24 protein-coding genes and 1 pseudogene are annotated in these 24,062 nt (G+C 62.7%); 14 read left to right on the forward strand and 11 right to left on the reverse strand.

All coding sequences use genetic code 11. The features are described from left to right. Positions 1 to 20: 20 nt before the first annotated feature. Genes arsH through chrA form a run of 3 tightly spaced genes read left to right on the forward strand, consistent with a single transcriptional unit; the run spans position 21 to position 2,434 of the window. Positions 21 to 761: an arsenical resistance protein ArsH gene (gene arsH / locus E5790_RS08410; protein ID WP_024957945.1), complete on the forward strand. Its 741-nt coding sequence runs from the start codon at positions 21 to 23 to the stop codon at positions 759 to 761. Continuing rightward, on the forward strand, positions 758 to 1,177 hold the full coding sequence (gene arsC / locus E5790_RS08415) for an arsenate reductase (glutaredoxin) (protein ID WP_049468421.1): 420 nt from the start codon (positions 758 to 760) through the stop codon (positions 1,175 to 1,177). The genes arsH and arsC overlap by 4 nt, the downstream gene beginning before the upstream one ends. Before the next feature lie 54 nt (positions 1,178 to 1,231). After that, positions 1,232 to 2,434, forward strand: a complete 1,203-nt coding sequence (gene chrA, locus E5790_RS08420; RefSeq protein ID WP_049453256.1) for a chromate efflux transporter — start codon at positions 1,232 to 1,234, stop codon at positions 2,432 to 2,434. Positions 2,435 to 2,552: 118 nt separating this feature from the next. Here chrA and E5790_RS08425 read toward each other — a convergent pair whose 3' ends face one another. The 3 genes from E5790_RS08425 to E5790_RS08435 form a co-directional block, all read right to left on the reverse strand. Continuing rightward, a complete protein-coding gene (locus E5790_RS08425) occupies positions 2,553 to 3,725 on the reverse strand; it encodes a serine hydrolase domain-containing protein (RefSeq protein ID WP_049453258.1) in 1,173 nt (390 codons plus the stop codon). A 169-nt stretch (positions 3,726 to 3,894) separates the two neighbouring features. Then, on the reverse strand, positions 3,895 to 5,010 hold the full coding sequence (locus tag E5790_RS08430) for a serine hydrolase domain-containing protein (RefSeq protein WP_049453260.1): 1,116 nt from the start codon (positions 5,008 to 5,010) through the stop codon (positions 3,895 to 3,897). A 287-nt stretch (positions 5,011 to 5,297) separates the two neighbouring features. Next, positions 5,298 to 5,666, reverse strand: coding sequence for an H-NS histone family protein (locus E5790_RS08435; RefSeq protein WP_049461414.1), 369 nt, complete (start codon positions 5,664 to 5,666; stop codon positions 5,298 to 5,300). A gap of 298 nt (positions 5,667 to 5,964) precedes the next feature. On the opposite strand from E5790_RS08435, the gene E5790_RS08440 reads away from it, so the two are divergent. The 3 genes from E5790_RS08440 to E5790_RS08450 all read left to right on the forward strand — a co-directional run bounded on the left by E5790_RS08440 (position 5,965) and on the right by E5790_RS08450 (position 10,488). Next, a complete protein-coding gene (locus tag E5790_RS08440) occupies positions 5,965 to 7,062 on the forward strand; it encodes a hypothetical protein (protein WP_049453262.1) in 1,098 nt (365 codons plus the stop codon). A gap of 51 nt (positions 7,063 to 7,113) precedes the next feature. Continuing rightward, complete coding sequence (betT, locus tag E5790_RS08445) at positions 7,114 to 9,093, forward strand: choline BCCT transporter BetT (RefSeq protein WP_049468424.1); 1,980 nt, start codon at positions 7,114 to 7,116, stop codon at positions 9,091 to 9,093. A gap of 123 nt (positions 9,094 to 9,216) precedes the next feature. Then, entirely contained in the window at positions 9,217 to 10,488 is a 1,272-nt protein-coding gene (locus E5790_RS08450; RefSeq protein ID WP_049453264.1) for a DUF2254 domain-containing protein, read from the forward strand. Between the two features lie 72 nt (positions 10,489 to 10,560). Here E5790_RS08450 and E5790_RS08455 read toward each other — a convergent pair whose 3' ends face one another. From E5790_RS08455 to E5790_RS08475, 5 genes are read right to left on the reverse strand one after another with little or no spacing between them, the layout of a single operon-like run. Beyond that, positions 10,561 to 11,322 carry a sulfite exporter TauE/SafE family protein gene (locus E5790_RS08455; protein WP_080353444.1) on the reverse strand — a complete coding sequence of 254 codons (762 nt, stop codon included), beginning with the start codon at positions 11,320 to 11,322 and terminating at the stop codon, positions 10,561 to 10,563. An 18-nt stretch (positions 11,323 to 11,340) separates the two neighbouring features. Beyond that, complete coding sequence (locus E5790_RS08460) at positions 11,341 to 11,778, reverse strand: TIGR01244 family sulfur transferase (protein ID WP_049453266.1); 438 nt, start codon at positions 11,776 to 11,778, stop codon at positions 11,341 to 11,343. After that, on the reverse strand, positions 11,775 to 12,206 hold the full coding sequence (locus tag E5790_RS08465) for a YeeE/YedE family protein (protein ID WP_049453268.1): 432 nt from the start codon (positions 12,204 to 12,206) through the stop codon (positions 11,775 to 11,777). The genes E5790_RS08460 and E5790_RS08465 overlap by 4 nt, the downstream gene beginning before the upstream one ends. Then, positions 12,203 to 12,643, reverse strand: coding sequence for a membrane protein (locus tag E5790_RS08470; RefSeq protein WP_049453270.1), 441 nt, complete (start codon positions 12,641 to 12,643; stop codon positions 12,203 to 12,205). The genes E5790_RS08465 and E5790_RS08470 overlap by 4 nt, the downstream gene beginning before the upstream one ends. Continuing rightward, positions 12,640 to 13,509 (reverse strand): MBL fold metallo-hydrolase, encoded by an 870-nt coding sequence (locus tag E5790_RS08475; RefSeq protein WP_197574817.1) that lies wholly within the window; start codon positions 13,507 to 13,509, stop codon positions 12,640 to 12,642. Before E5790_RS08475 ends, E5790_RS08470 begins: the two co-directional genes overlap by 4 nt. A 244-nt stretch (positions 13,510 to 13,753) precedes the next feature. Here E5790_RS08475 and E5790_RS08480 point away from each other — a divergent pair, with 244 nt between their 5' ends. From E5790_RS08480 to E5790_RS08510, 7 genes and pseudogenes are all read left to right on the forward strand, one after another. Continuing rightward, positions 13,754 to 14,047: a metalloregulator ArsR/SmtB family transcription factor gene (locus tag E5790_RS08480; protein WP_021202108.1), complete on the forward strand. Its 294-nt coding sequence runs from the start codon at positions 13,754 to 13,756 to the stop codon at positions 14,045 to 14,047. A gap of 606 nt (positions 14,048 to 14,653) precedes the next feature. Then, positions 14,654 to 15,223: a cyclin-dependent kinase inhibitor 3 family protein gene (locus E5790_RS08485; RefSeq protein WP_049453273.1), complete on the forward strand. Its 570-nt coding sequence runs from the start codon at positions 14,654 to 14,656 to the stop codon at positions 15,221 to 15,223. 138 nt (positions 15,224 to 15,361) lie between these two features. Further along, positions 15,362 to 16,216: pseudogene (locus E5790_RS08490) on the forward strand (PA0069 family radical SAM protein); the annotation flags it as partial. Positions 16,217 to 16,273: 57 nt separating this feature from the next. Further along, positions 16,274 to 16,879 carry a hypothetical protein gene (locus E5790_RS08495; RefSeq protein ID WP_229653730.1) on the forward strand — a complete coding sequence of 202 codons (606 nt, stop codon included), beginning with the start codon at positions 16,274 to 16,276 and terminating at the stop codon, positions 16,877 to 16,879. Between the two features lie 67 nt (positions 16,880 to 16,946). Beyond that, positions 16,947 to 17,129 carry a hypothetical protein gene (locus tag E5790_RS08500; protein ID WP_041863994.1) on the forward strand — a complete coding sequence of 61 codons (183 nt, stop codon included), beginning with the start codon at positions 16,947 to 16,949 and terminating at the stop codon, positions 17,127 to 17,129. Positions 17,130 to 17,420: 291 nt separating this feature from the next. Continuing rightward, a complete protein-coding gene (locus E5790_RS08505) occupies positions 17,421 to 17,624 on the forward strand; it encodes a hypothetical protein (RefSeq protein ID WP_046427592.1) in 204 nt (67 codons plus the stop codon). A gap of 123 nt (positions 17,625 to 17,747) precedes the next feature. Further along, entirely contained in the window at positions 17,748 to 18,350 is a 603-nt protein-coding gene (locus E5790_RS08510) for a hypothetical protein (protein ID WP_136191727.1), read from the forward strand. A gap of 96 nt (positions 18,351 to 18,446) precedes the next feature. On the opposite strand, the gene E5790_RS08515 is transcribed toward E5790_RS08510, so the two are convergent. The 3 genes from E5790_RS08515 to E5790_RS08525 all read right to left on the reverse strand — a co-directional run bounded on the left by E5790_RS08515 (position 18,447) and on the right by E5790_RS08525 (position 21,744). Further along, entirely contained in the window at positions 18,447 to 19,157 is a 711-nt protein-coding gene (locus E5790_RS08515) for a 2OG-Fe(II) oxygenase (protein ID WP_111205500.1), read from the reverse strand. A 108-nt stretch (positions 19,158 to 19,265) separates the two neighbouring features. Further along, positions 19,266 to 20,282 (reverse strand): class 1 fructose-bisphosphatase, encoded by a 1,017-nt coding sequence (locus tag E5790_RS08520; protein ID WP_111205501.1) that lies wholly within the window; start codon positions 20,280 to 20,282, stop codon positions 19,266 to 19,268. A 259-nt stretch (positions 20,283 to 20,541) separates the two neighbouring features. After that, on the reverse strand, positions 20,542 to 21,744 hold the full coding sequence (locus E5790_RS08525; RefSeq protein WP_014645417.1) for an amino acid aminotransferase: 1,203 nt from the start codon (positions 21,742 to 21,744) through the stop codon (positions 20,542 to 20,544). A 171-nt stretch (positions 21,745 to 21,915) separates the two neighbouring features. Here E5790_RS08525 and E5790_RS08530 point away from each other — a divergent pair, with 171 nt between their 5' ends. After that, complete coding sequence (locus tag E5790_RS08530; RefSeq protein WP_111205502.1) at positions 21,916 to 24,009, forward strand: TonB-dependent receptor; 2,094 nt, start codon at positions 21,916 to 21,918, stop codon at positions 24,007 to 24,009. Positions 24,010 to 24,062: the final 53 nt, after the last annotated feature.

Here is a 24,062-nt window from a genome sequence, read left to right on the forward strand (position 1 = left end):
CGATTCCGTAGGACAACCCCGTGCAGCAGATCCCCAACTTGGTCCCAGGTGCCTTGGACATCCCGACGGCCACCAAGCTCAACGACCCGGCCGCGCAGCCGCACCGCCCGCGCATCCTGATCCTGTACGGGTCGCTGCGACCTCAGTCGTTCAGTCGCAAGCTGGCGCTGGAGGCGCAGCGGCTGCTGGAACAGCTCGGGGCGGAAACCCGCCTGTTCGATCCACATGAGCTGCCGATGCTTGACTCGGTGCCAGCGACCCACCCAAAGGTGCAGGAGCTGCGCCAGGCCTCGCTGTGGTCGGAGGGACACGTGTGGGTCAGCCCGGAACGCCATGGCACCCTTACCGCGGTATTCAAGAACCAGATCGACTGGCTGCCACTGGAAGAGGGCAGCGTGCGCCCCACCCAAGGCCGCACGCTGGCCGTGATGCAGGTCTGCGGCGGTTCGCAGTCGTTCAACGTCGTCAACGCGCTGCGTGTGCTCGGCCGGTGGATGCGGATGGTGACGATCCCCAACCAGTCCTCGGTCGCCAAGGCCTGGCAGGAGTTCGACGACGAAGGTCGAATGAAACCCTCGGCGTACTACGATCGCGTGGTGGACGTCATGGAGGAACTGGTCAAGTTCACCCTGCTGGTACGTGGGCGCACCGACTACCTGGTGGACCGTTACAGCGAGCGCAAGGGGGCCATCGAGGCGGCGGCGCTGGCGGCCGCTGCAGGGGTGGTGGAAACTGTTTTGAACGAGGAGGAAAGTGCGTGAACGCGGTCATCTACCACAACCCCAAGTGCGGCACCTCGCGCAACACCCTGGCGATGATCCGCTTCGCCGGGATCGAGCCGGAAGTGATCGACTACCTGGCCCACCCGCCCAGCCGCGCGCGCCTGGGCGACCTCATCAGGGCCGCGGGCTTGAGCGTGCGCGACGCCCTCCGGCAGAAGGGCACTCCTTATGACGAGCTGGCACTGGGCGATGCGGCACTGAGCGACGACGCGCTGCTTGATGCCATGCTGGCGCACCCAATACTCATCAATCGTCCTTTCGTGCAAACCGATAATGGCACGCGCCTGTGCCGCCCTTCCGAACTGGTGCTGGATATCCTGCCGAAGCTTCCCGGACCATTCCGGAAGGAAGATGGAGAGTTGGTGGCCGAGCACAGGGGAAGCCCGGCGACCTAGTCTGGGTGCTGGGCCGGGCTGGCCGCCTTTGAGAACAACCGGAGATCCTGCCCCATGCCAACGCTCCATCCCGCAAAAAGCGAAAGTGCGTGGCGTGTCTTCCTGGTGTTCCTACGACTGGGACTGACCTCGTTCGGCGGCCCGATCGCCCATCTGAGCTACTTCCGCCTCGAGTTTGTCGAGCGCCGCCGGTGGCTGACGGACCGTAGCTACTCGGATCTGGTGGCCTTGTGCCAGTTACTGCCAGGCCCAGCCAGCAGCCAGGTTGGGATGGCGCTGGGCTTGGCTCGCGCCGGCTGGCTTGGCCTGCTGGCCGCCTGGGCAGGTTTTACCCTGCCATCGGCCGTACTGATGATCCTGTTCGGATTTGGCGTTGCTCGATACCAAGGCATCCTCGAATCCGGTTGGCTGCATGGCCTGAAGATCGTTGCAGTTGCCGTGGTGGCGCAGGCTGTATGGGGAATGGCCCGGACCCTATGCCCGGACCGCCTGCGGGCAGGGATGGCGCTTGTCGCCGCCGTATTGACGCTAGCACTGCCCTCGGTCTTCGGCCAGATGGTGGTGATCATCTGCAGCGGCCTGCTCGGTCGCTGGGCGCTGAAAATCGAGCCTGCCCAGGGCCAGTTAGCTTGCAGCTATCCCGTCTCGCGAAGAACGGGCTCGGTAGCGCTGATGCTGTTGGTGCTGCCGCTTGTTCTGCTGCCTGTGTGGGTGGTGGCTAGTGGCTCCCCGTTGGCTGTGCTGTTGGAGGGGACGTACCGTGCTGGTGCCTTGGTCTTTGGCGGCGGCCATGTCGTACTGCCGTTGCTGCAGACCGCGGTTGTCCAAAGCGGCACGGTGACCACTGCGGATCTGCTCGCTGGGTACGGTGCGGCGCAGGCGGTGCCAGGCCCTCTCTTCACTTTCGCGGCGTACTTGGGAGCCCTGGCCAAGGGGCCGCTGGGTGGCTGGCTTGGAGGCCTTGTGCTGTTGGCAGTCATTTTCCTGCCAGCCTTTCTTGTGCTCGTGGGGGCGCTGCCGTTCTGGGAGGCCCTGCGCCACCGAAAGGGTTTGCAAGCTTCGATTGCTGGCGTCAACACCGGGGTGGTCGGGATTCTGCTGGCTGCGTTGTACAACCCGGTGTGGACGAGTGCGATCCATGACCGATGGGATGCCGCGATGGCGCTGGTTGCGTTCGGGCTACTGGCCCTCGCGCGTACACCGCCGATCTTGGTTGTGTTGCTGGCTGCCATGACGACCTGGGCCCTGCCACGGTAACGCCGCCAGGTCAATCAGGCGCGCCTCTGCAGCACAACATAACGTCTGCTTCTGGCCAGCAGCGGTCATTCACAATCCCTCGGTCAAGTCGAGTCGCAGGACGCGAACGTGACAGGCCCTAGCTAGAGATGTTATCTCGCGCGACTATTCTCTCGACCAGTGTATTGATCGCCGCCTCCATGGCGTGGGCAGTCTTGTCGCCGCTCTGGTTGGTGATGACGAAAATGCCAAGGTCATACTTCGGCATGATGTAGATATAGCACTGCGAGCGGGGCACACCACCATGATGGGCATAGTAGGTGCCCTTCAAGTGGTCGCCGCCGACGATGTTCCAGAAATAGCCGATGCTGAACTCGGAATCGAATTCGACAAGAGTACGGTGTGATTCCGTCACGACGGGCCCACCGGCCAGCTGGAACTTGAGGAACTTCACCATTTCCGGAACGGTCGCCTTTACGTTCCCCGATGCTCCCCAAGGCAACTCCGGCATGGGCGAGGTCGGTACCGCGTTGTCACTGTGGTAGCCGACCGCAAGCCGGGGCGCCTCAGCATCGCCCAGCCTGATTCTGAGGTCCGCCATTGCCGCGGAATCGCGGAAGAATTCGCGTAACAGCGACTCATAGTCGCTCTTGTAAACCGTCTCCAGAATATGCGCCGCCAGTTGGGTTCCAGCACTGGAGTAGGCGTAATCCTTTCCGGGCACCTGGTGAATCTCGACGGCATGCAGGTCCCTGAAGAAATCCGCCTTGCCATAGCCGGCGTAAATGGCATTGAGTTCACGAGGCGTACGCTGATCGGTGAAGTCCGCGAGCACCGTGTTCGCGCGTTCCGGCAACATGTTCGGAAGACCGCTCGTATGCGACAGCAGGTGACGGATGCGGATGGGGTCGCCCTTGTACTGCAGGTTCGGATAATTGCCGTGCAGATACTCCCGGACATCGTCGTCCAGCCCCAGCCTGCGCTCCAGGACGGCATTGGCCATCAGGGTCCCTGCCATGGTCTTGCTCAACGAACCGATTTCGTAGAGGGTCGCGTCGGTCGGAGGGCTCAGCCTGCCGGCTTCCATGTTGCCGCGATGACGGATGAATTCCTGGCCCCGATATACGACTGCGATCGAGGTTGAGTGGAGCAATGGCTGCTGTATCAGTGTTGCGGCCACCTCATCGAGGTCCGCCCCGAGATCCTTTGCCGGCACATGCTCGCCCTTGCAGCCGGCAGCCAAGAACACGACGGACAATACGAAGTAGTTGAGCCACCGCCCGTTTCGAACAATCCTCGAAATCGCTTGCATGCGTCTGTGCTTGAAGGGTTGTGGCAAGAACTCTCAAGATAGCCGAACACCGAGGGCCGCACACCTGTCCCTGTTCTCGCGGCGGCCGCCCCTGGCGCCAGCCAGAAGGTGTGCGTGTGGACGTCCGCTTCGTGTCGAAAGCACACGTCGTCCCGGAGCTTCGTCGGCATCAATGGGTGGAGTCGTTCGTCCGCGACTGGTAGAACTCGCCGATGCGTCGAACAAACCGCTGCGGGTTCGCACCGGCAAGATTGGTCAGCACGATCACGGCCAAGTCTTCGTCCGGGTAGACGACGAATGCCGCGCGGGCACCGCCAATGCCTGCGACCTGGCGCGGGCGATCAGCCTTCAACACCGGCCAGCCTAAGGCCCAATCGCTTTTCGCCCCGCTGTTCAGTGGCTCTTGCTGCCACATGCGCTGGACATGTGCATCATCGATCAACTGGTCCTGCGACAGCGCAATGATCCAGCGCGACAGCTCTTCGGCCGTCGTCTGGATTCCGCCACCCGCCCACAGGCTGTAGGGCATTTCATAAATCCAATGCGACAGGCGCTCACCGTCGTCCGGTGCCAGCGAGCCCCGCGGCGACACGCTGTAGATCGTGGCGGCTCCGGCAACCAGGTCATAGCTGTCACCGAACGTGGTGGAGGGCATGCCCGCCACATCGAACTGTCGCTGCGTCACGAATCGCTCGTACGGTTGCCCGCTCAACTTGACGATGATCCGCGACAGCAGGCCGTAGTTGGTCTGGTTGTACGAAAACTGTTCGCCTGGCGATACCTCCAGAGGCCGAGCCTCGACCGCGCTCCATGCCTCCGGCTCCGTCGCACCGCCAAAGGCCCCCTGCGAGTCGATGATCTCCGGAAGGCCTGATGTATGCCCCAGCAGCTGCCGGATCCGCACCCCACGCCAGGTCGCGGGCACATCGTCCAAATAGCGTGACAAGGGGGCGTCCAGGTCCACCCGCCCGTCCTGGACCAGTTGCATCATGGCTACGCCGGTGAACGACTTGGTGGCCGAGTTGATCGGAAACAGCGTCTTGCCGGTAACAGGCACCCGGTTCTCGACATTGGCGAACCCGTAGTTCTCCAGCAGCACTACTTTCCCATATTGCACCACTGCCAACTGGAGGCCCGGAATCCGGTGCTCCTGCATGGCCTGCTGGATGAAGGCCCTGGCCTTGCTGTTGGCTGCCTTAAGAGAACCGGCCGCAAGCGCCTGGGCTGGAAGCCATGCCGACAGGGCAACGGTCAGCAAGGCGGTGCGCAAGAGTGCAGGCAGCATAGATTTCCCTGGGCCAGGTCGTCTGGAAAATGGATTGGCGAGTGCCGACGGAACCGATGCCGGCCGGCAACCTTAGGCCCAGGCACCCGGGCACGACAGTGCAAAGAGTCATGCTCACAATAAGGTGGAGCGCCTGCTGTTCGCCCGCTGTCACATCAACTGCGACTAGCTGAAATCTTTGATCGCCTACCTGGCAGGGCATTCCGCGCACCAGCATCCTGTTCGATCTGATGACTAATGATTCTCAGGACTTGCTGCGGTACCGGTGTGCGGCTACCTCGCTATCACTACTTGATCAGGAAGTCATTCAGTGATTTTCCGCTTGCTACCAGCTCGGCTATCCATCGCGGTTGCCGCCCTCGACCGGACCACGTCTGGCCGCGCACTGCAGGATTGCGGTACTTGGGAGCGATCTTGGGCACTGTCGATTTGGCAGGCCTCCGATCACCTCGCTTCTTGGCGGTTTCGGAGGGCACGATCACTGAAGCGCCGTAGAGTTCCTCTATCGTGTATCCATGATCCTTGACGTACTTGTTGATCTTGGCGCGCATCGCTGTGGCCTTAGGGCGTGACAGCACTTTGGACTGCTGCTTCTCCGCCTGAGCAATCAGTGAGCGAAGTTCCTTGGCAGAAAGGCCGCTGATATCAATAGTCATGAATTCTTCCCCGATGTCGAGGCCCTAGCCTATTCTCAAATGACATTGCGTGTCACTCCATGTCCACTATGAGTCGCTCAATCTCAGGATCGACTACTAAAAAGTTTATCGTGTTAGCTACTCTCTCACTGCACATGATTTTCACGTGGCATATGGACCTGAGGACTAAAGACGCGCAGTGAGTGATTGCTGTGGTGTCGCCAAGAGTTCTTTGAGATCGCCAGTTTGAGGCATTGGATGAATCGACGTTAGACTCAAGCGCTTTCCGTAGCAGATCAGGGAGGCAAGGCGCATAACCGTGAGATCAATTCCCTTCATTGTCGCTGCCGCGTTGGCGGGAACTTCGCTGGCTGCAGATGCTTCTGAGGATAACCTCCATAGAGATCCTTACTTTGATCCAGGAGGCGCCGTCAGGTTCAACTATGGCTGGCTCGACTACGGGCCGACCAGCCGCCTGCAGCTTGAACTGCTGCGTGCAGACCTTGACGCTGGAACCGGACCGTTTTCCTTCTCTGCCCAATACCGCTGGTACGATGGCTTCGACGCCGTGCATCACGCCTACGCGGGCTGGCAGTTCTCCGATGCTACCCAGCTCAAGGCAGGTATCCAGCAAGTCCCGTTCGGGCTGCTCCCCACCGTTTCGCAGAGTTTCTGGTTCGGCTCCGGCTACTACCTGGGCATCGAGGATGATTACGATCCGGGCCTTGTGGTGATTCACCGCAGCGGCAGCACAACTTGGCATCTTGGCTGGTTCTCCGGAGACGAATACGGGTCCGGGGCTCGCTACGATCGCTACTCCTTTGATGTCGCGCAGACCGAGGCGTTGCCGTATCGCGAGCGGCAACGACTGCATGCACGCGTGGAGAGCGCGCGCGACTGGGGCGGCGGCGAACTGTTGCTGGGCGCATCAGCGTTTGCTGGCAAGGTGCAGAACACTCAGACACGGCGTCACTACGGTCATCAGGGCGCGGCCCTCCACGCACAGTGGCAGCGCGATGGTTGGACCGCGCAGTTGCAGTGGGCGCGGTACCGGTATGCCGTGCCCGGAGATCGCATCGCAATGTCGGCGTTCCAATCCCCCTTCCAGGTTGCAGCGCAGGCGGATGTGCCAAGCGCCAACATCGCCTATTCGTTCGGCCAGAAGGGCTGGCTGGATGACATCACCTGCTATAACAACCTCAGCATGACCCGCCCGGTCGGGCACCGCGCGGGCCTTCGTGATTCGTGGCAGAACGTGACCGGTTGCAGCCTGCAGAAAGGCATCATGCTCACCTATGTCGACTGGATCGCTGGCCGCAACATGTGGTTTGCTGGTGGTGATGGTATCGGCATCGACGAAGGAGGCCCTTCCAGCTGGCATTCGCGGCTGAACCTCAATATCGGCTTCTACTTCTGATCGGCCTCGCGCAAGCCGCAGGTTTTTCCACCCAATAACACGGAGGTATCCATGCAGAGCACGGCTCCGCAACATCCCCCCGTTCGCCAGCGGATCCTTCCGCAGGTGTTCATTCCCACGGCAGCCATCGTCATCGCGCTGCTGGCGCTTGCCGCCTTCGCGCCCGAAATGGCCACGCGGTGGTTCACCGCGGCCAAGTCATGGGCCGCCAATGATGCAGGTTGGTTCACCATCCTTGCAGTAGCCGGCTTCCTGGTCTTCGTCGTCGGCGTCGCCATCAGCAGTTACGGCCGCATCAAGCTCGGCCCTGACCACAGTACGCCGGACTACAGCTACGGCTCCTGGTTCGCAATGTTGTTCGCTGCCGGCATGGGCATCGGTCTGATGTTCTTCGGCGTTGCCGAGCCCATCATGCACTACGCCACGCCGCCGGTTGGTTCGCCTGAGTCCGCCGCCGCTGCCCGCCAGGCAATGCGCATCACCTTCTTCCACTGGGGCATCCACGCATGGGCGATCTACGCGGTGGTAGCGCTGTCGCTGGCGTACTTTGCGTACCGACACAATCTCCCGCTGCGTGTCCGCTCCGCGCTGTATCCGCTCATCGGCGACCGTATCCACGGCCCGTTGGGACATGCCGTAGACACGTTTGCCGCGCTGGGTACCATCTTCGGCCTCGCCACCTCGCTGGGGCTGGGCGTCATGCAGATCAACGCCGGCCTGAACTACCTGTTCGGCCTGGAGGTCAGTACGCTCGCCCAGGTTGGCTTGATCACCGTCATCACACTGGTGGCCACCGGATCGGTCGTGGCTGGCCTGGACAGCGGCGTACGCAGGTTGTCCGAGCTCAACATGATCCTGGCGGCGGCGCTGCTGGCCTTCGTGCTGGTCTGTGGACCCACCGTGCACCTGATGCAGGCACTGGTGCAGAACACCGGCATGTACGTTTCCCAGCTGTTCTCGATGACCTTCAACCTTTATGCCTACGAACCCACGGGTTGGCTGGGTGGCTGGACGCTGTTCTACTGGGGCTGGTGGATTGCGTGGTCGCCCTTCGTTGGCATGTTCATCGCGCGCATCTCACGTGGACGCACCGTCCGTGAGTTCGTGGTGGGGGTGCTGCTCGTACCGCTTGGCTTCACATTCCTGTGGATGACCATCTACGGCAACACCGCGTTGCACATGGTGCGGGCGGAGGGAATCCAGCAGTTGGTGCAGGCGGTCTCAACCGACAGCTCGATGGCGCTCTTCGAGTTCCTGGAGCACCTGCCGCTGACCATGCTGACCTCTTCGCTGGCGGTCATCCTGGTTGCGCTGTTCTTCGTAACCTCAGCGGACTCCGGTGCCCTGGTAATCGACATGCTCACCTCGAAGGGTGAGGAGGAATCACCGGTCTGGCAGCGAATCTTCTGGGCGCTGCTGGTCGGCGGCCTGGCGATTGCCCTGCTGGTGGCCGGCGGGCTGGAATCGTTGCAGGCAGCCACCATTGCCAGCGCGTTGCCATTTACGATCGTCATGATCCTGATGTGCTGGGGACTGCTGAAGGCCATGCATCTGGATGCCACCAAGCGCTCGATCCTGCGGGAGGCACGTATCCTGCCGGGCACCAGCGAGGATTGGCGGGCGCGCCTGCGCCTGCTGGCGCACAACCCGTTGAAGATCGAGGTGACCGGCTTCATCGAGCAGCGCGTCATTCCTGCATTGGAAGAGGTTGCTGCTGAGCTTCGCAAGCAGGATCTGCCGGTCCAGGTCTCCAAGGGAGAGGATGGTCGTGCGTGGCTACAGGTTGGCCATGGCGAGGAGATGGACTTCTTCTACTCCGTACGGCCCCAGCCCTATGAGCCGCCGACGTTCGCCCTGCAGGATCCCCGTCGGCCGGTCAGCGAGGGCACCCGTCATTACCGTGCGGAGGTCTATCTGCGGGAGGGCGGGCAGGACTACGACGTCATGGGGTGGACCAAGGTTCAGCTCATCCACGATGTGCTCGATCAATACGAACGCCACCGTCAGTTCCTGGACAAGGTGCGCTCGTAGAATCCGTACACAGATGCCGCCCGGAGGGGCGGCATCTGCCTTGGGCCGGGCATGACCCTGCCTTTGACGTGGCCTCGGCACCCGACCGTGCTATTGATGGTCGAACTGCCCAGGAAGTAGCCCATGCTCACCCGACTGAGGCTCGCAGCCAGCAAAGTTACCAAGCGGATGTGGTTCCGTTCGACCCTGTATGGCGCCCTGGGCATCATCACGGCGTTGGCCGGCGCGTTCCTGAAGTTCCTCATTCCCGTTGGCCTTGCCGCACGGATCGGCGCAGATTCCGTCGGCAACATCCTTGGCATACTTGCCGCGTCAATGCTGACGGTCACCACCTTCTCGCTGTCCACCATGGTCTCGGCATACGGCTCCGCATCCAGCAGCGCCACCCCGCGCGCGGCCCGCCTGCTGATCGAAGACGCCCGGGCCCAAGGTGCGCTGGCCACCTTCATTGGTGCCTTCCTGTTCTCGATCGTGGGCCTCATCGCGCTCAGCACCGGCATCTACGGGGACAGCGGCCGGCTTGTGCTGTTCGGGGCAACCATCGCGGTCATCATTGTCATCACAGTGACGTTGCTCAGGGCTATCGAGCAGTTCTCACGCTTTGGCCGCGTTGGCGAAACCATCGATCTGGTGGAGCGGGCGACCAAAGCGGCAATGAAGCGCCGCGCCGCGGAGCCTCGGCTCGGCGGAGCCAGTGCTGTCCCGGTAGGGGAGGGGGCGGTACTGCTGGTTGGCGATCAGGTTGCCTACGTTGAACATGTGGACGTCGCCCGGATCGACGGCATTGCACAGGAACATGATCTGCGCGTTCATCTGCTCTGCCAGCCGGGTACGTTCGCAACTCCGGCCCGTCCCTTGATAGCCATCGAGGGAAATCCACTTCCGGACGTGCAGAGTGAAGTGATCTCAGCCATTTCCTTCAGTGACGCGCGCTCCATTGAGAATGACCCACGGTTCGGACTGGTCGTGCTTGCGGAAATTGCCCAGCGAGCCATGTCACCTGCGGTGAACGACCCTGGGACCTGCATCGACGTCATCGGGACATGTGTCAGGCTGCTCTGTGCATGGTCCAGCCACGCAGGGGACGCTGCGACAGGCGAGGTGCTGTATCCGCGCGTGCACGTGCAGTGTCTCGACGTACGCGACATGTTTGAGGACGCGTTCACTCCGATTGCCAGGGATGCCGCCGCGTCCCTGGAGGTCAGTATCCGGCTGCAGAAGGCCTTCGCAGCGTTGGCAGGGTCCTCGAATGAAGCGACAAGAGTCGCATCACAGGCGCATGCCCGCATCGCGTTGGAGCGCGGCCTATTGGCCATGGATTTCGAAGCTGATCGCGAGGCGCTTCGAGCCGTCGCATCTTATTTGACTCTGGAAGATGTGGACCGCCGTTCGTAGTATCTTCCTATCAAAGCCCTTGAAGCGCTGCGCTGGCTATCAGTGCTCGACTGTGGTCTGGAGCACATCCGGTCAGCTCACCTTCCACAGCATGTATGCGGCAGTAATGAAGATCAGTACTGCAAATACCGTGTTCAGAGCTCCACGATAGTTGGCCAGCTTCGTCGAAGTTGCTGCACCTGCAATACCGCCAGCCACGCCGGCAACGACGAAAACTGCCGCGAGCTTCCAGTTGACCAGACCTGTACGCGCGTAGTTCAGTGCGGTGGTCATGCCAAATGCGGCGACGGCGACGAGCGAGCTTCCGACTGCGGCGATCATCGGCATGCCCGTCGCGGCCACCAGTGCGGGCACGATGAGAAAGCCTCCGCCAATGCCAAAGAAGCCAGAAAGCCCGCCGGCGGTGGCGCCCAGCCCAATCAGCGCGGGCGCGTTGCCTCTGCCGAGCCGCGCGTCCGTGAGTCCAGGCGTGTTGCGCCTGCGAAGCATGGCGATGCCGACAACGATCATAGCCACAGCAAACAGCGCCAACAGGCTCCTGCCGTCGAACGCCTTGCCCAAGCTGGAACCCAGGTATGCGCCCGCGATCCCCGCCAGAGCGAAGACCGAGGCACAAGGCCAGCGAACGTTCCCTCTACGGGCATGTATCACCAGATTCGACACCGCATTGACCGCTACTGCCAGGGCGCTGGTGCCGATAGCCACATGCGGATCTCCCACTCCGACCACGTAGAGCATCAGTGGTACCGCCAGGATGGATCCGCCCCCACCGACCACGCCCAGGACGAAGCCGACCAGGACGCCAGACAGGCCGCCCAGAACCAACTGCAGCAGAGATAGCGCTTCCATATGTCAGTCGCCGGACGCCGGGCCTTGCTGCAGCCGTGTTGCGATGGAAGAAAGGTCATAGCCTGCATCCGAAGCAACAGACAGAACGTGGTCAAACGCCGCTCCATTGTGAACGACTTCCGACAGCGCCCAAAGCATCGCAGCACGGGTGCCGGTTCTGCAGTACGCGGCAACAGGGCTTGGCAGCGCTTCGATCAACCTGGCAAAGGTATGCACCTGATCATCGGTAATGACGCCAGGCAGCGCAGGAAGATAGGCAAACTGCATGCCCGCCTGGTGGCAGGCGGCCTGCAGCGCATGGTGACTGGGCTGCTCCGGCTGTTCATCGTCGGGGCGGTTGCAGATCACGCTCGCAAAGCCCTGCTCCTTCAGGGCTTCAATGTCCTTTGGCAGGAGCTGGCCGGACACCTTGAGGCTGGCGGAGAGTGGCTTGAGGTTCATGGTTTTCCCGTAGTTGCAGTGGGGCGGTGAATGTGGCCATGCAGGAGCACGCCAGCGATCATTGCCGTGGCGAAGATGATCGCGAAGGGCTGGCCGGTTCCCAGCAACGCGATGGCTGGGCCGGGACATAGTCCGGCCAGACCCCAACCCAGGCCGAATATCGCCGCACCGATCACCAGGCGCCGATCGATGATGCGATGGGTGGGAATGTGCAGCGATACGGCAAGCAGCGGCGTTCTGCGGGCGCGTATCCACAGGTAGGCTGCGCCGGAAGGGATCAGTGCGCCCAGCATGACCAGCGCCAGGGAGGGGTCCCAGGCGTCGCTCACATCAAGGAAAGCAAGCACGCGGGCTGGGTTGGCCATACCGGATACGACCAGTCCCAGTCCGAAGAGTGCGCCGCACAGGAACGCGGCGAGACGGATCATGCCGTGCCCCCCGCCACAATCCGTACCAGGGTCGCCGTGGCCATGCCCACGAGCATGAACACGCAGGTCGCCACCACTGACCGCGGCGACGCCCGGCCCAGGCCGCAGACACCGTGTCCACTGGTACAGCCCGCCCCAAGGCGAGTTCCGTAACCCACCAGCAGTCCGGCAATCACCAATACCACTGCTCCGTTTGCGGAGAGCGCCGGCAATAGTATGGGCCTGGCCGCCAATGCCAAGCCTGACGCCAGGGCAAGTCCCGCCAGGAATAGGGCTGCGCTCCCGCGTCCGCCGTCACCCGGCATGCCCAGTGTCTTGGCAAGTAGACCCGAGATGCCGGCAACGCGGCCGAGAAGGACCAGATAGGCACCGGCCGCTGTTCCAATCATGGCACCGCCAGCGAGTGGCCAGTACCAAGCCAAATGAGAGAGCGTCATAGCAGGTCCACCGGCAGCTTGAGGTAGCGCACGCCGTTGTCCTCGGGTTCGGGCAGATGGCCGGCGCACATGTTGACCTGCACTGAAGGCAGGATCAGTCGCGGCATCGGGAGCGTCGCGTCACGGGCTTCCCGCATTTCCACGAACATGGCTTCGGTCACGCCCTCGTGCACATGCAGGTTGGTTGTCCTTTCGGCACGGATGGTTGTTTCCCATACGAAATGGTTTCGACCGGTGGCCTTGTAGTCATGGCACAAGAAGACGCGGGTGGCGTCGGGCAGGGACAGAAGGCGCTGGATCGAGCGATACAACTGGCGAGCCGAGCCACCTGGAAAGTCGCATCGGGCGGTGCCGTAGTCCGGCATGAACAGCGTGTCTCCAGGAAATACGGCGTCGCCGATCACGTACGCCAGACAAGCGGGAGTATGGCCTGGCACGTGCAGCGACATCGCCTGCAGATTACCGATGCGGAAGGAGGCACCGTCAGCGAACAGGTGATCGAATTGGCTGCCATCACGCTTGAACGCAGTACCGGCATTGAAGACCTTGCCGAAGGTTTCCTGGACAGTGGTGATGCGCTCGCCGATGGCCAGCGTACCTCCCACCTGGCCCCGCAGCCATGGTGCTGCTGAGAGGTGGTCGGCATGCGCGTGGGTTTCCAGCAACCATTGCACCTGTAGGCGCTCGGCCCGCACGTAGTCCACCAACGCCGATGCGGAGGCAGTGGAGGTGCGGGCTGCGGCCATGTCGAAGTCAAGGACGCTGTCGATGATGGCGCACGCTGAAGAAGATGGATCGCGTACGACGTGACTGGCAGTGAAAGTGGCAGGATCGAAGAAGGTCTTTACATGAGGCGAGGGGAGCAGGCCGGCACGCGCATCGTTGACGACGCGGACAGCCTGCTCCAAGGGGGCGTCTACCGCTACGGATTGGTTCACGACTGGCTCCGGGGGGGATTGGTTGCTTAATACTTACATGGTTACATAAGGTGTGCAACTATAGAAGAATGCTAGACTGGACGCCTTCCCCATGGTGTTTGCATCACATCACCCGGCCAAGTTGCCCTTACCCGTGACCAGCCCCCCATTCAGCCCGTCAGACCTAGCCACGATGAAGGAGCGCGTGCCCGAGGTGGCCGAGTTGCTGCGCTTCATGGCCACTCCCTCCCGCCTGTTGCTGCTGTGCCAGCTCGCGCAAGGTGAAATGACGGTGAGCGGACTGGAGGACGCCACCGGCATCCGACAGCCGGCGCTCTCCCAGCAACTGGCCGAACTCCGCCAACGAAAGCTTGTAGCGACCCGACGGGAATCGCGGTCGATCGTCTACCGCATGGCAGACCCGCGCGTTGCAGCACTGCTGGGCGCGATGCATGGGATCTTCTGTGCGGACGATACATCAACTTGAAGTGGCCTAAGGCGTCTAGAAGGGACGGGCTACACTCACTGACCTAGGGGAATTTAGGCCATCGGCGTAGTCTGCCCCAAAACCAATTGACCGCAGCAGGCTCGAGGTCTGCTGCGGCCTAGGGATGTTTATCAGGGATGGGGTGGATGTCTGCTTATGGCCGGAAGCGGACATCGGCGACGCCGAAAATTGAGGCGAGCGACGTCGAGCCTGCAGCCAGATCTGGGCGCGAAAGGCTGCCCATTGCTGAGAGTAGAGATTTTCAGGGCGAGGGCTCTGCACAAGCATTCCGCAGCGTGAGAACCAGTGCATCCCATACGGGGCCCTGTCACTTTGTATTCCAGAGAAAAGTAACGGGTCGCCGTCCAAGTCGTCGCTACTGATACTTGGCCCTCGGTCCGCTTAGCGGCGGCACGCATACGATCAGTAACTGAGGAGCCCGAGGCGCACAGGGCCGTGCATGGCTCATTCCCCCTAGATCACTAGCGTGCGCGAGCCGTCCACTAGACCTTGGCCGCACCACTAAGCTCACAGATGGACATTGAGATCAAAAGGGCGCAGCGTTTGCTTCTCGCCCCAAAGGGCTACTGATTTCGGAGAGCGCAAATGAGCAGAACAAGTATCTCCCATCCACTGAAGATTGCCACCTTACCTGTCGGCACGAACGGCGGTGGGATCGGCGTCACCTTTGCACCAGGAAAACATCAGGAAGTAGCAATGACTGGCTCTTGGGCTCGAGACCTGGACGTCGACCTCGCGTCGATCGCGGAGTGGGGAGCACAGCACCTGATCACGTTGATTGAGCCGTGGGAGTTCGAGGAGCTGCGAATCACCTCGTTGGCGGAACGTGCCAGAGCCCACGGTTTGATGTGGTACGGCCTGCCAATTACAGATGGTGCGGCTCCTGACGCGCGACTCCTTGGGCCATGGCGATCCCTAGGGCCACAGTTCGCAGCCAAGCTCTTGTCTGGAACCAGGATCGTGGTGCATTGCAAAGGCGGGCTGGGTCGGGCCGGCACCGTGGCGTCGATGCTCCTCATTGAAACAGGCTTTGCCTCAGATGGCATCGATGCAATTGCTAAGGTTCGCTCGGTGCGACCTGGTGCGGTGGAGACGGCGGAGCAGGAGGAATTCATCCTGAACTGGTCTAATCGCGGAGCCCGGAGACTGAGCTAGCCACAACACCCCACTAACCTACCCGTCATTGCCTTGGGCTGGAGCACAAGATGCCTGTATTGCGCAGTTAGTCTGTGGAGGGCTTCTCTCCAGAGTGCGAAGCGCTGAACACTTTTCTCCAAACACATATAGTGTTGCTGCTCGTACTGCTTCGCCCGCCCTTCGCATGCCTATCTGAACCTGTCGCCGGGGCTGGACTTCGAGACCAAGCTGTTCGCCAAGACCAATGCGCCGCAGCTGCTGCGCAAGGAACTGTCGAAACCGGGCTATGTGCCGCAGCCGATCGCACTGGGCATCAACACCGATGCGTACCAGCCGATCGAACGCAAGTTCAAGCTGACCCGCCAGCTGATTGAAGTGATGCTGGAGACCCGGCATCCGTTCTCGCTGATCACCAAGAACGCGCTGGTCGAGCGCGACATCGATCTGCTCGCGCCGCTGGCCGCGGAGAACCTGGTCAGCGTGCACTTCTCGGTGACCTCGCTGGACCCGCATCTTTCCGCGAAGCTGGAACCGCGTGCATCAGCGCCACATGCACGGCTGCGCGCGATGAAGCGCCTGCATGACGCCGGCATTCCGGTCGGTGTGATGGTGGCGCCGGTGATTCCCTGGATCAACGACAGCGAGCTGGAAGCCGTGCTGGAGGCTGCGCACGGCGCAGGTGCGAGCACCGCCGGTTACGTGCTGCTGCGCCTGCCGCTGGAAGTGGCACCGCTGTTCTGCGACTGGCTGGATACGCACCATCCCGATCGCGCTGCGCACGTGATGAGCACCATCCAGCAGCTGCGCGGCGGCAAGGACTACGACAGCCAGTTCGGCACGCGTATGCGTGGCCAGGGCGTGTATGCCGATCTGTTGAACAACCGGTTCAAGCTGGCACGCAAGCGTCTGGGCTTCAATGCACAGAACAGCCATTGGCCGAAGCTGGATTGCAGCCGGTTCCAGAAGCCGCTGCCGCCGAAGAAGGAGTCGCCGCAGGGCAGTCTGTTCTAGGGCTCTGGACCGCAGCGCGATCCACCGGTAACAATCCACACCCTGCCGCATCGCCTGGTGTTGTACACGATGAAATGCAGTCACTGCTTCCGTGCCAGTGGTCTTCTTCTCTGCCTTGCGACCCTGCAAGTCCAGGCCCGCGCCCTGCACGAATGCATCGTCGTTCCGCAGGCCGCGGTCGTCACTGAAATGCCGGCTGGCCTGGACGAGTTCGAACAACGTTTGTGGACAGCAAATGCAGGTCAGGTGGTCAGCAAGGGCACCGACACCCTTCTTCTGCTTCGCCTGTTCTCGGAATCACCGGGCGTGATGGATTCCCAAGAGTTCACCAAGGTCACCGGCACCCTGTCTGGATACACTCCGTCCTCTGAAGGGATTCCGGCCGTGCTCGGCGCACGCCTGAGCAGTGGCAGCGCGGGCTTCGCGCACAAGGGAGACTACTGGTTGTCCGATTCAGCGGATATCGAACTACATCGGCCGCACAAGGGCGACAGTCGGATCGAAGTCAAAGTGACGGCTGTTGGGTGGAACAGCTATCGAAAGGAGGACCGTTCCTTCTATCTCCAGTTCACCTGTCAACTCGAGGAGATCCCCGTCGAGAAGCTCAGTGCCTGGCAAGGCGGCAACGGCAACCTCTTGGGATCCTTTGGACCTGCCAGATAATCGAGCGGATCAACCTTTACCCAATACTGGCTTATTTCGATGTATCTGGAACAATGCGATAACTGAAATGAAGATCATCCACCGGCTCGGCATCGCGTTCCTTTGGATGCTTCCACTGAACTTTCTTCTGCTGACGACTGCCAAGCTGATGTCAGGAAACGCGCTTGGGAACGAAGAACTCGTGGGCTTCGGCGTCGCCCTCTTTGGTCTGATGGCGGGAGGGATTCTCTATCGCCGCCGCCCTCGGTAGAGGTGAGTTCGTTCGACCGTGGTCCGGGTCCATTGCTGAGAAAGCATTGACTGGAGGTCCTGGCATGGCAGCCTTGAAGAGTGGCGGAGCTCTCCTGGGGCATCACAGAGCCAAGGCAGTCAGAATCATTTCTGACTGGACGACCGCTCGCGGCGGATTCAAGGCACTGGGTACATCATCCGCGGTAAGGCGACTGTGCGAGGAACTTATGGCACCGCGAAAAAGCAGGAAAAGAGATCCAGGATTGCCAGTCGTCCAGCACTGGTTTGTGCGATCGCGATTTGGAGAGTGATGAAGATTCTACTTTGGGTACCTGTTGGTTTATTTGCTTTGCTGTCATTGAGAGCAATCGCGTTCGTCGCCTATCAAGGGCTAAATGGAACTGCCTTCGAGGAAGAGGAAATCATTGTCGCGGGGATCGGATTGGTCTGCGGCTGGATCGCCTGGGTCATGCACAAGACCTTGATCAGGCCAGGTAGGAAGCCGAGACCCTGATTCTGAGCCGGTGGTTCCGGGCGAGCTGGTCGGTGTCGACCGCCGTGGTTACGACGCGAGCGATATAAAAAATTCGCACCGTACAAGTAGATGTTTCTGGGGAGCGCGACTGTGCGAACGAGATTGTTGATTGCGCTTGTTCTAGGCTTGAGCTGCAGCGCGTGCGCGTCGCTGCTTCCTGGTAGCCATAAGATCAGCGCCTTCTACGTGTCTAACGCCAACTCTGATGTGACCGGCTGCGAAAGGTCTGACTACAGGGAAATTTCACTTGCGTGCCATCGGATTGTTGATGGCGACAATGTCGTAGTGGCATTGCGCGAGTACACAGCGACCAAGATTGAGAATGAAAGATACAGGAAGCTGACATTGATCCTTCCCCCGAATCTGGCGGAGGGCGATGTCTTCAGTTTGACGGAGGGTGATATCAGGGCGTTCTACAGCACTGGCCTTAGCCTGAGACCTGGCAGCACTGGATGCTACGGAAAGGCCGTTTCAGGCAGCGTCGAAATCCTCAGGAAATCCAATGATCTGATGCAGCTTCGCATCAACGCGCGCTTTGATCTCGATAGCCCCGCGGGCTGGAAGGACCACTGCAAGATGCGCGAGCTCAGCTATGAACTGAATGCCATCCGGAGACCGCTGGGTCAGGTGGGCGCCTGGGAAGGCGTGCACGCCCCTGGAGATTCTCTTATCAGCGAGGGCAGCCCGAGTAGCGGATTGCCTTAGGAGATAGCACCAACTGCCCGCACGACAGCACAGGATCTCGGGGGCCCGCTTCTTGATCCGGACAAGATGCTGAGAACATCGAGTGACCAGTTTGCTTCACCCTCCTCCAAACAACTTCTGCGCACTCTGGAAGAGGATCCAACTGGTCGCGATGAACTTGTCGCCGCCCTGTGGCCGATTCCCGCGATGGGTGTGGGTGAACGCCGTCGGGGCGATCAACAGGCTGCCGGTACGTGGCGCGATCTTGCGGCCCTGGAACATGAACTCGGTTTCGCCCTCTTCGAATTCGTCGTTGAGGTACAGCGTCCACAGCACATGCCGGTGCAGGGTCTCGGCCTGCGCATCCTTCGGGTACAGCTCGCAGTGCCAGTACGGGTAGCCGCCCTCGCCCGCCGCATACCACTGCAGGTTGATCGCACCCGGGCGCAGGCAGGTGCGGGCCAGGTCGGCCAGCTGCTGCTGCGGCATGTCGGGGAAGTCCTCGGCAGACAGGCGTCGCGGTTGGCCGTTGCTGTCCTGGATCTGCAACATCAGTGGGGCGATCAACGCCTGTGGATAACGGCGTAGATAAGTCAGCAGGCCGTTGAACACCGCAATCTGAAGCTGCTGATCAACATCCTGCCAGCCGTCCAGGCCACTGATGCGCAGATCCTTGCTGTGCTTGAGTTCCGGGAACACGCCACTGCCCACCGCACCGGGCAGCAGGCCACGCGTCGCACGCATGCGCTCGACGATCGCCGCGCAGACCTTGCTGGGGACGGCGTTGTGGATGACTTCGATGAAATCGACCGGGCCCTGCTCGTGCATGCGTGCATTCCTTAGGCGGCAACGGCTTGATGGTGCCGTTTGCCGCCCTCGGTGTCACCCCACGGTCATGTCATCGATCTGCCATGACCGCTGTCAGGCGATCGGTTGTCAGCCCTGTGCGTCGTCGTGTGCGTGGTGGTAGCGCACGGCCTCGGCCACTTCCTCGCGCGAACCGAGGAACACTGGCACGCGCTGGTGCAGCTGGTCGGGCTGGATGTCGAGGATGCGCTCGCGGCCGGTCCAGGCGGCGCCGCCGGCCTGCTCGACCAGCAGGCCCATCGGGTTGGCTTCGTACATCAGGCGCAGCTTGCCGGCCTTGGACGGGTCCTTCTTGTCCCACGGGTAGATGAAGATGCCGCCGCGGGTAAGGATGCGATGCACGTCGGCCACCATGCTGGCGATCCAGCGCATGTTGAAGTTCTTGCCGCGTACGCCTTCCTTGCCCGCCAGCAGGTCGCCGACGTAGGCCTGCATCGGCGCTTCCCAGTGGCGCTGGTTGGAAATGTTGATCGCGAATTCCTGGGTGGCCGCCGGGATCTGCATGTTCTCGGTGGTCAGCACGAACTCGCCCTTCTCGCGGTCCAGGGTGAAGGCGTGGGTGCCATGGCCGACGGTCAGCACCAGCTGGGTGCTGGGCCCGTAGATGCAGTAGCCGGCGGCGATCTGCTTGCTGCCCGGCTGCAGGAAGGCGTCGTCGCCCGGCAGCTCGACATTGGTCGGGCAGCGCAGCACGGAGAAGATGGTGCCGACGGAGACGTTGACGTCGATGTTGGAGCTGCCATCGAGGGGATCGAACAGCAGCAGGAAATCACCGCGGGGATAGATGTCCGGCACCGGCTGGCTGTGGTCCATTTCCTCCGAGGCGCAGGCGGCGAGGTGGCCACCCCAGGCGTTGGCTTCGAGCAGGATCTCGTTGCTGATGACGTCGAGCTTCTTCTGCGCTTCACCCTGCACGTTGCCGGTACCGGCGTCGCCGAGCACGCCACCGAGGGCGCCCTTGCTGACGGCGATGGAGATGCTGGTGCAGGCGCGGGCGACGACCGCGATCAGCTGGCGCAGGTCGGCATTGATGCGGCCGGCGTGCTGTTCCTGGATCAGGAAGCGGGTCAACGAAGTACGGGACATGAACGGGCAGGTCTCGGCAGCGGGAAAACGCCTATTGTCGCCCGTCTGGCGGGGCCGTGCGTGAGCGCGGGAAGGCGTAATCGTTTCCAGATGCGTTGCGCTCGTGGCGCCTTCCTTCTGTGGAGCCGAGCCCGCGCTCGGCTGCTCTTCGTCCTTCATGCCGCACAAGCCGAGCGTAGGCTCGGCTCTACAGAGACCAGGGCGCAAAAAACAAAGGCGCCTTTCGGCGCCTTTGTCCTCAAGCTACTGGAGCGTTGCTTCAGCCCTTGGCGACGGTGGCCACGGCCTTGGCGACGTATTCCAGGTTGTTCTGGTTCAGCGCGGCCACGCAGATACGGCCGGTGCCGACGGCGTAGATGCCGAACTCGTCGCGCAGGCGCTCGACCTGCTCACGGCTCAGGCCGGAGTAGGAGAACATGCCGGCCTGCTCGTTGATGAAACCGAACTGCGGTGCACCGGCAGCGGCCAGCTTCTCGACCAGGCCGTGGCGCAGGGCGTGGATGCGCTCGCGCATCTCGGTCAGCTCCTGCTCCCACATCGCACGCAGTTCCGGGTTGGTCAGCACGCCGGCCACCAGTGCAGCGCCGTGGGTGGATGGGCTGGAGTAGATGGTGCGGATCACGCGCTTGACCTGCGATTGCACGGCCTTGGCGTCAGCGGCGGTCGGCGCCACCATCGACAGCGCACCCACGCGCTCGCCATACAGCGAGAACGACTTGGAGTACGAGTTGGCGACGATGAAGCTGTCGATGCCGGCTTCGGCGATGATGCGCACCGCTGCGCCGTCCTGCTCGATGCCCTTGTCGAAGCCCTGGTAGGCCATGTCGATGAAGGGGAACAGCTGCTTGTCCTTCAGCAGTTGCGCGACCTGCTTCCACTGGGTGACCGTGAGGTCAGCGCCGGTGGGGTTGTGGCAGCAGGCGTGCAGCAGCACCACGGTGCCGGCTTCCAGCTTGCCCAGGTCGGCCAGCATGCCGTCGAAATCGACGCCATGGGTGCCCGGGTCGAAGTAGGTGTAATCCAGCACCTCGAAACCAGCGGCGCTGAACACCGCACGGTGGTTTTCCCAGCTCGGGTTGCTCAGCGCAACGGTGGCGTGCGGCAGCAGCTTCTTCAGCACGTCGGCGCCGACGCGCAGCGCACCGCTGCCACCAACGGTCTGCGCGGTGGTCACGCGGCCGGCGGCCAGCAGCGGCGAATCCTTGCCGAACACCAGCTCACGCGTCGCTTGCGTGTACGCCGGCAGGCCATCGATCGGCAGGTAGCCGCGCGGTTTGGCTTCAGCGGCGAGCTGCTGCTCGATCTGCTTGACGGCGCGCAGCAGCGGAATGCGGCCGCTCTCGTCGTAGTAGATGCCCACACCCAGGTTGACCTTGGTCGGGCGGCTGTCGGCGTTGTACGCCTCGGTCAGGCCCAGGATCGGGTCGCCTGGGACCAGTTCCACGTTTGCAAAGAAGGACACGGCGGTACTCGTTCGGTAGACGGAAAGGGGGAGGAAGTGCGCTACGCGGTCCGCGGCTTTTCGGCCGGAAACAGCCCATCGTAACAAAGCCTGCCGGGGCTGGCCGCCGCCATCGTCATCCGCGGCCCCGTACCATGGCGTGCGTTGCCGCCCGATCCATCAACCTGAATCATGAATCCCGCCGCACGACGCCGTTGCCTGCCGCTGTCCGCCCTGCTGCTGTCGCCTTGGACGGCGGTGGCCGAGCCTGCGCCCACCGCCCTGCCTGCGGTGCAGGTACAGGCCGCCCGGGTGCCGGGCATCGATCCGTTCGCGCTGCCGGCCAGCCAGGACACGGTCTGGATCGACGCCAGCCGCGCGGGCACCGGTGCGCAGCTGTCTGAGGCCTTGGCCGGGGTCCCCGGACTGCTGGCACGTGACCGGCAGAACTTCGCCCAGGACACGCAGCTGTCGATTCGTGGCTTCGGCGCACGCTCGACCTTCGGCGTGCGCGGGGTGCGGGTGCTGATCGACGGCGTGCCGGCCACCATGCCTGACGGCCAGGGCCAGCTGTCGCATGCCAGCCTGTTGGGCGCCGAGCGCATCGAGGTGCTGCGCGGGCCGTTCTCGGCGCTGTACGGCAATTCCTCCGGCGGCGTGCTGCAGGTCTGGAGCGCGCAGGGCCAGGCCGGTGACCCGTGGCGGTTGCGCGTGAATGCCGGCGCCGACAACACCCTCAGTGTCGGCGCACAGCTCAAGGGTGCCGGCCCAGCGCTGGACTACAACATCGCGGCCAATCACTTCCGCACCGATGGCTGGCGGGACCACAGCCGTGCGCGCCGCGAATCGCTCAACGCACGCATTGGTGGTGATCTGGGCGGTGGGCGGCTGGAGCTGCTGCTCAATGCGCTGGATGCCCCCGATGCGCAGGATCCGCTGGGCCTGAGCCGTGCCCAGGTGGCGGCTGATCCGCGCCAGGCCACGGCAGTCGCGCACCAGTACAACACCCGCAAATCGGTGCGCCAGCAGCAGGCTGGCCTGCGCTGGACCCGGGAGACCGGGGCACAGCGCTGGCAATTGATGGGCTATGCCGGCCAACGCGCGGTGACCCAATACCTGCCGATTCCGCCGGCACTCCAGACCAACAGCCCGCTGCATGCCGGCGGCGTGATCGATCTGCAGGGCGGGTATGGCGGGCTGGACGCGCGCTGGGGCTGGCACGGCGACCTCGCCGGCCGGCCGCTGGACCTGGTGGCCGGGCTCAGCGCCGACCGCCAGCGCCAGCACCGCACCGGCTACGAGAACTTCGTGGGCAGCGCCCTCGGGGTGCGCGGGCGCCTGCGCCGTGACCAGATCGATACCGTGCAGAACGTGGACCAGTTCGCCCAGGCCTGGTGGCAATGGAGTCCGCGCTGGTCGCTGCTGGCCGGGGTGCGCCACAGCGCGGTGCGTTTCGACTCGGACGATCGCTACATCACCACCCGCAACCCGGATGACAGTGGCCACCGGCGCTACCAGGCGACCACGCCGGTGGCAGGCGTCAGCTTCGAGGCCAGCCCGCAGTGGCGCCTGCATGCCGCCGTGGGGCGTGGATTCGAGACCCCCACCTTCAACGAGCTGGGGTATCGCGCCGATGGTCAGGCGGGTCTGGCGCTGGATCTGGCGGCCGCCCGCAGCCGCAGCCTGGAGCTAGGCAGCAAGTGGCACGCACAGCATGGAACCCAGCTCGATGTCAGCCTGTTCCGTGCAGATACCGACGATGAGCTGGCAGTTGCCAGCAATATCGGCGGTCGCAGCACCTATCGCAACATCGGCCGCACCCGCCGCCAGGGTGTGGAATTGCAGTATCGCCAGCCGCTGGCCGAGCAGCTGGAGCTGCAGCTGGCGTGGACCTGGCTGCAGGCGCAGGCGCGTTCGCCGTACCTCACCTCCAACACCCTGGTTGCCGCCGGCAGCCGCCTGCCCGGGGTACCGCGCCAGCAGGCCTTTGCCCGGCTGCAATGGTCGCCCGGCCAGTGGCAGTGGGCGCTGGAGGCCTCCGCCAGCAGTGATACCGTAGTCAACGACGTGGCGACCGAACGCGCGCCCGGCTTCGCCCTGCTGCATCTGGAAGCCGGCCGTCGCTGGGCCCTGCCGGGTGGCGAGCTGCGCGCCTTCGCCCGGATGGAGAACGTGCTGGACCACGCCTACATAGGCTCGGTGATCGTCAACGATGGCAACGGGCGCTTCTACGAACCGGGACCGGGACGGCGGGCCAACGTCGGCCTGCAATGGTCGTGGCGTTGAAGGGGTAGTGCCGGCCGCTGGCCGACATCGCGCCGTGCAGGATGTCAGGAGGT

This window comes from Stenotrophomonas sp. PAMC25021, assembly GCF_004795795.1.
Lineage (GTDB): Bacteria > Pseudomonadota > Gammaproteobacteria > Xanthomonadales > Xanthomonadaceae > Stenotrophomonas > Stenotrophomonas muris.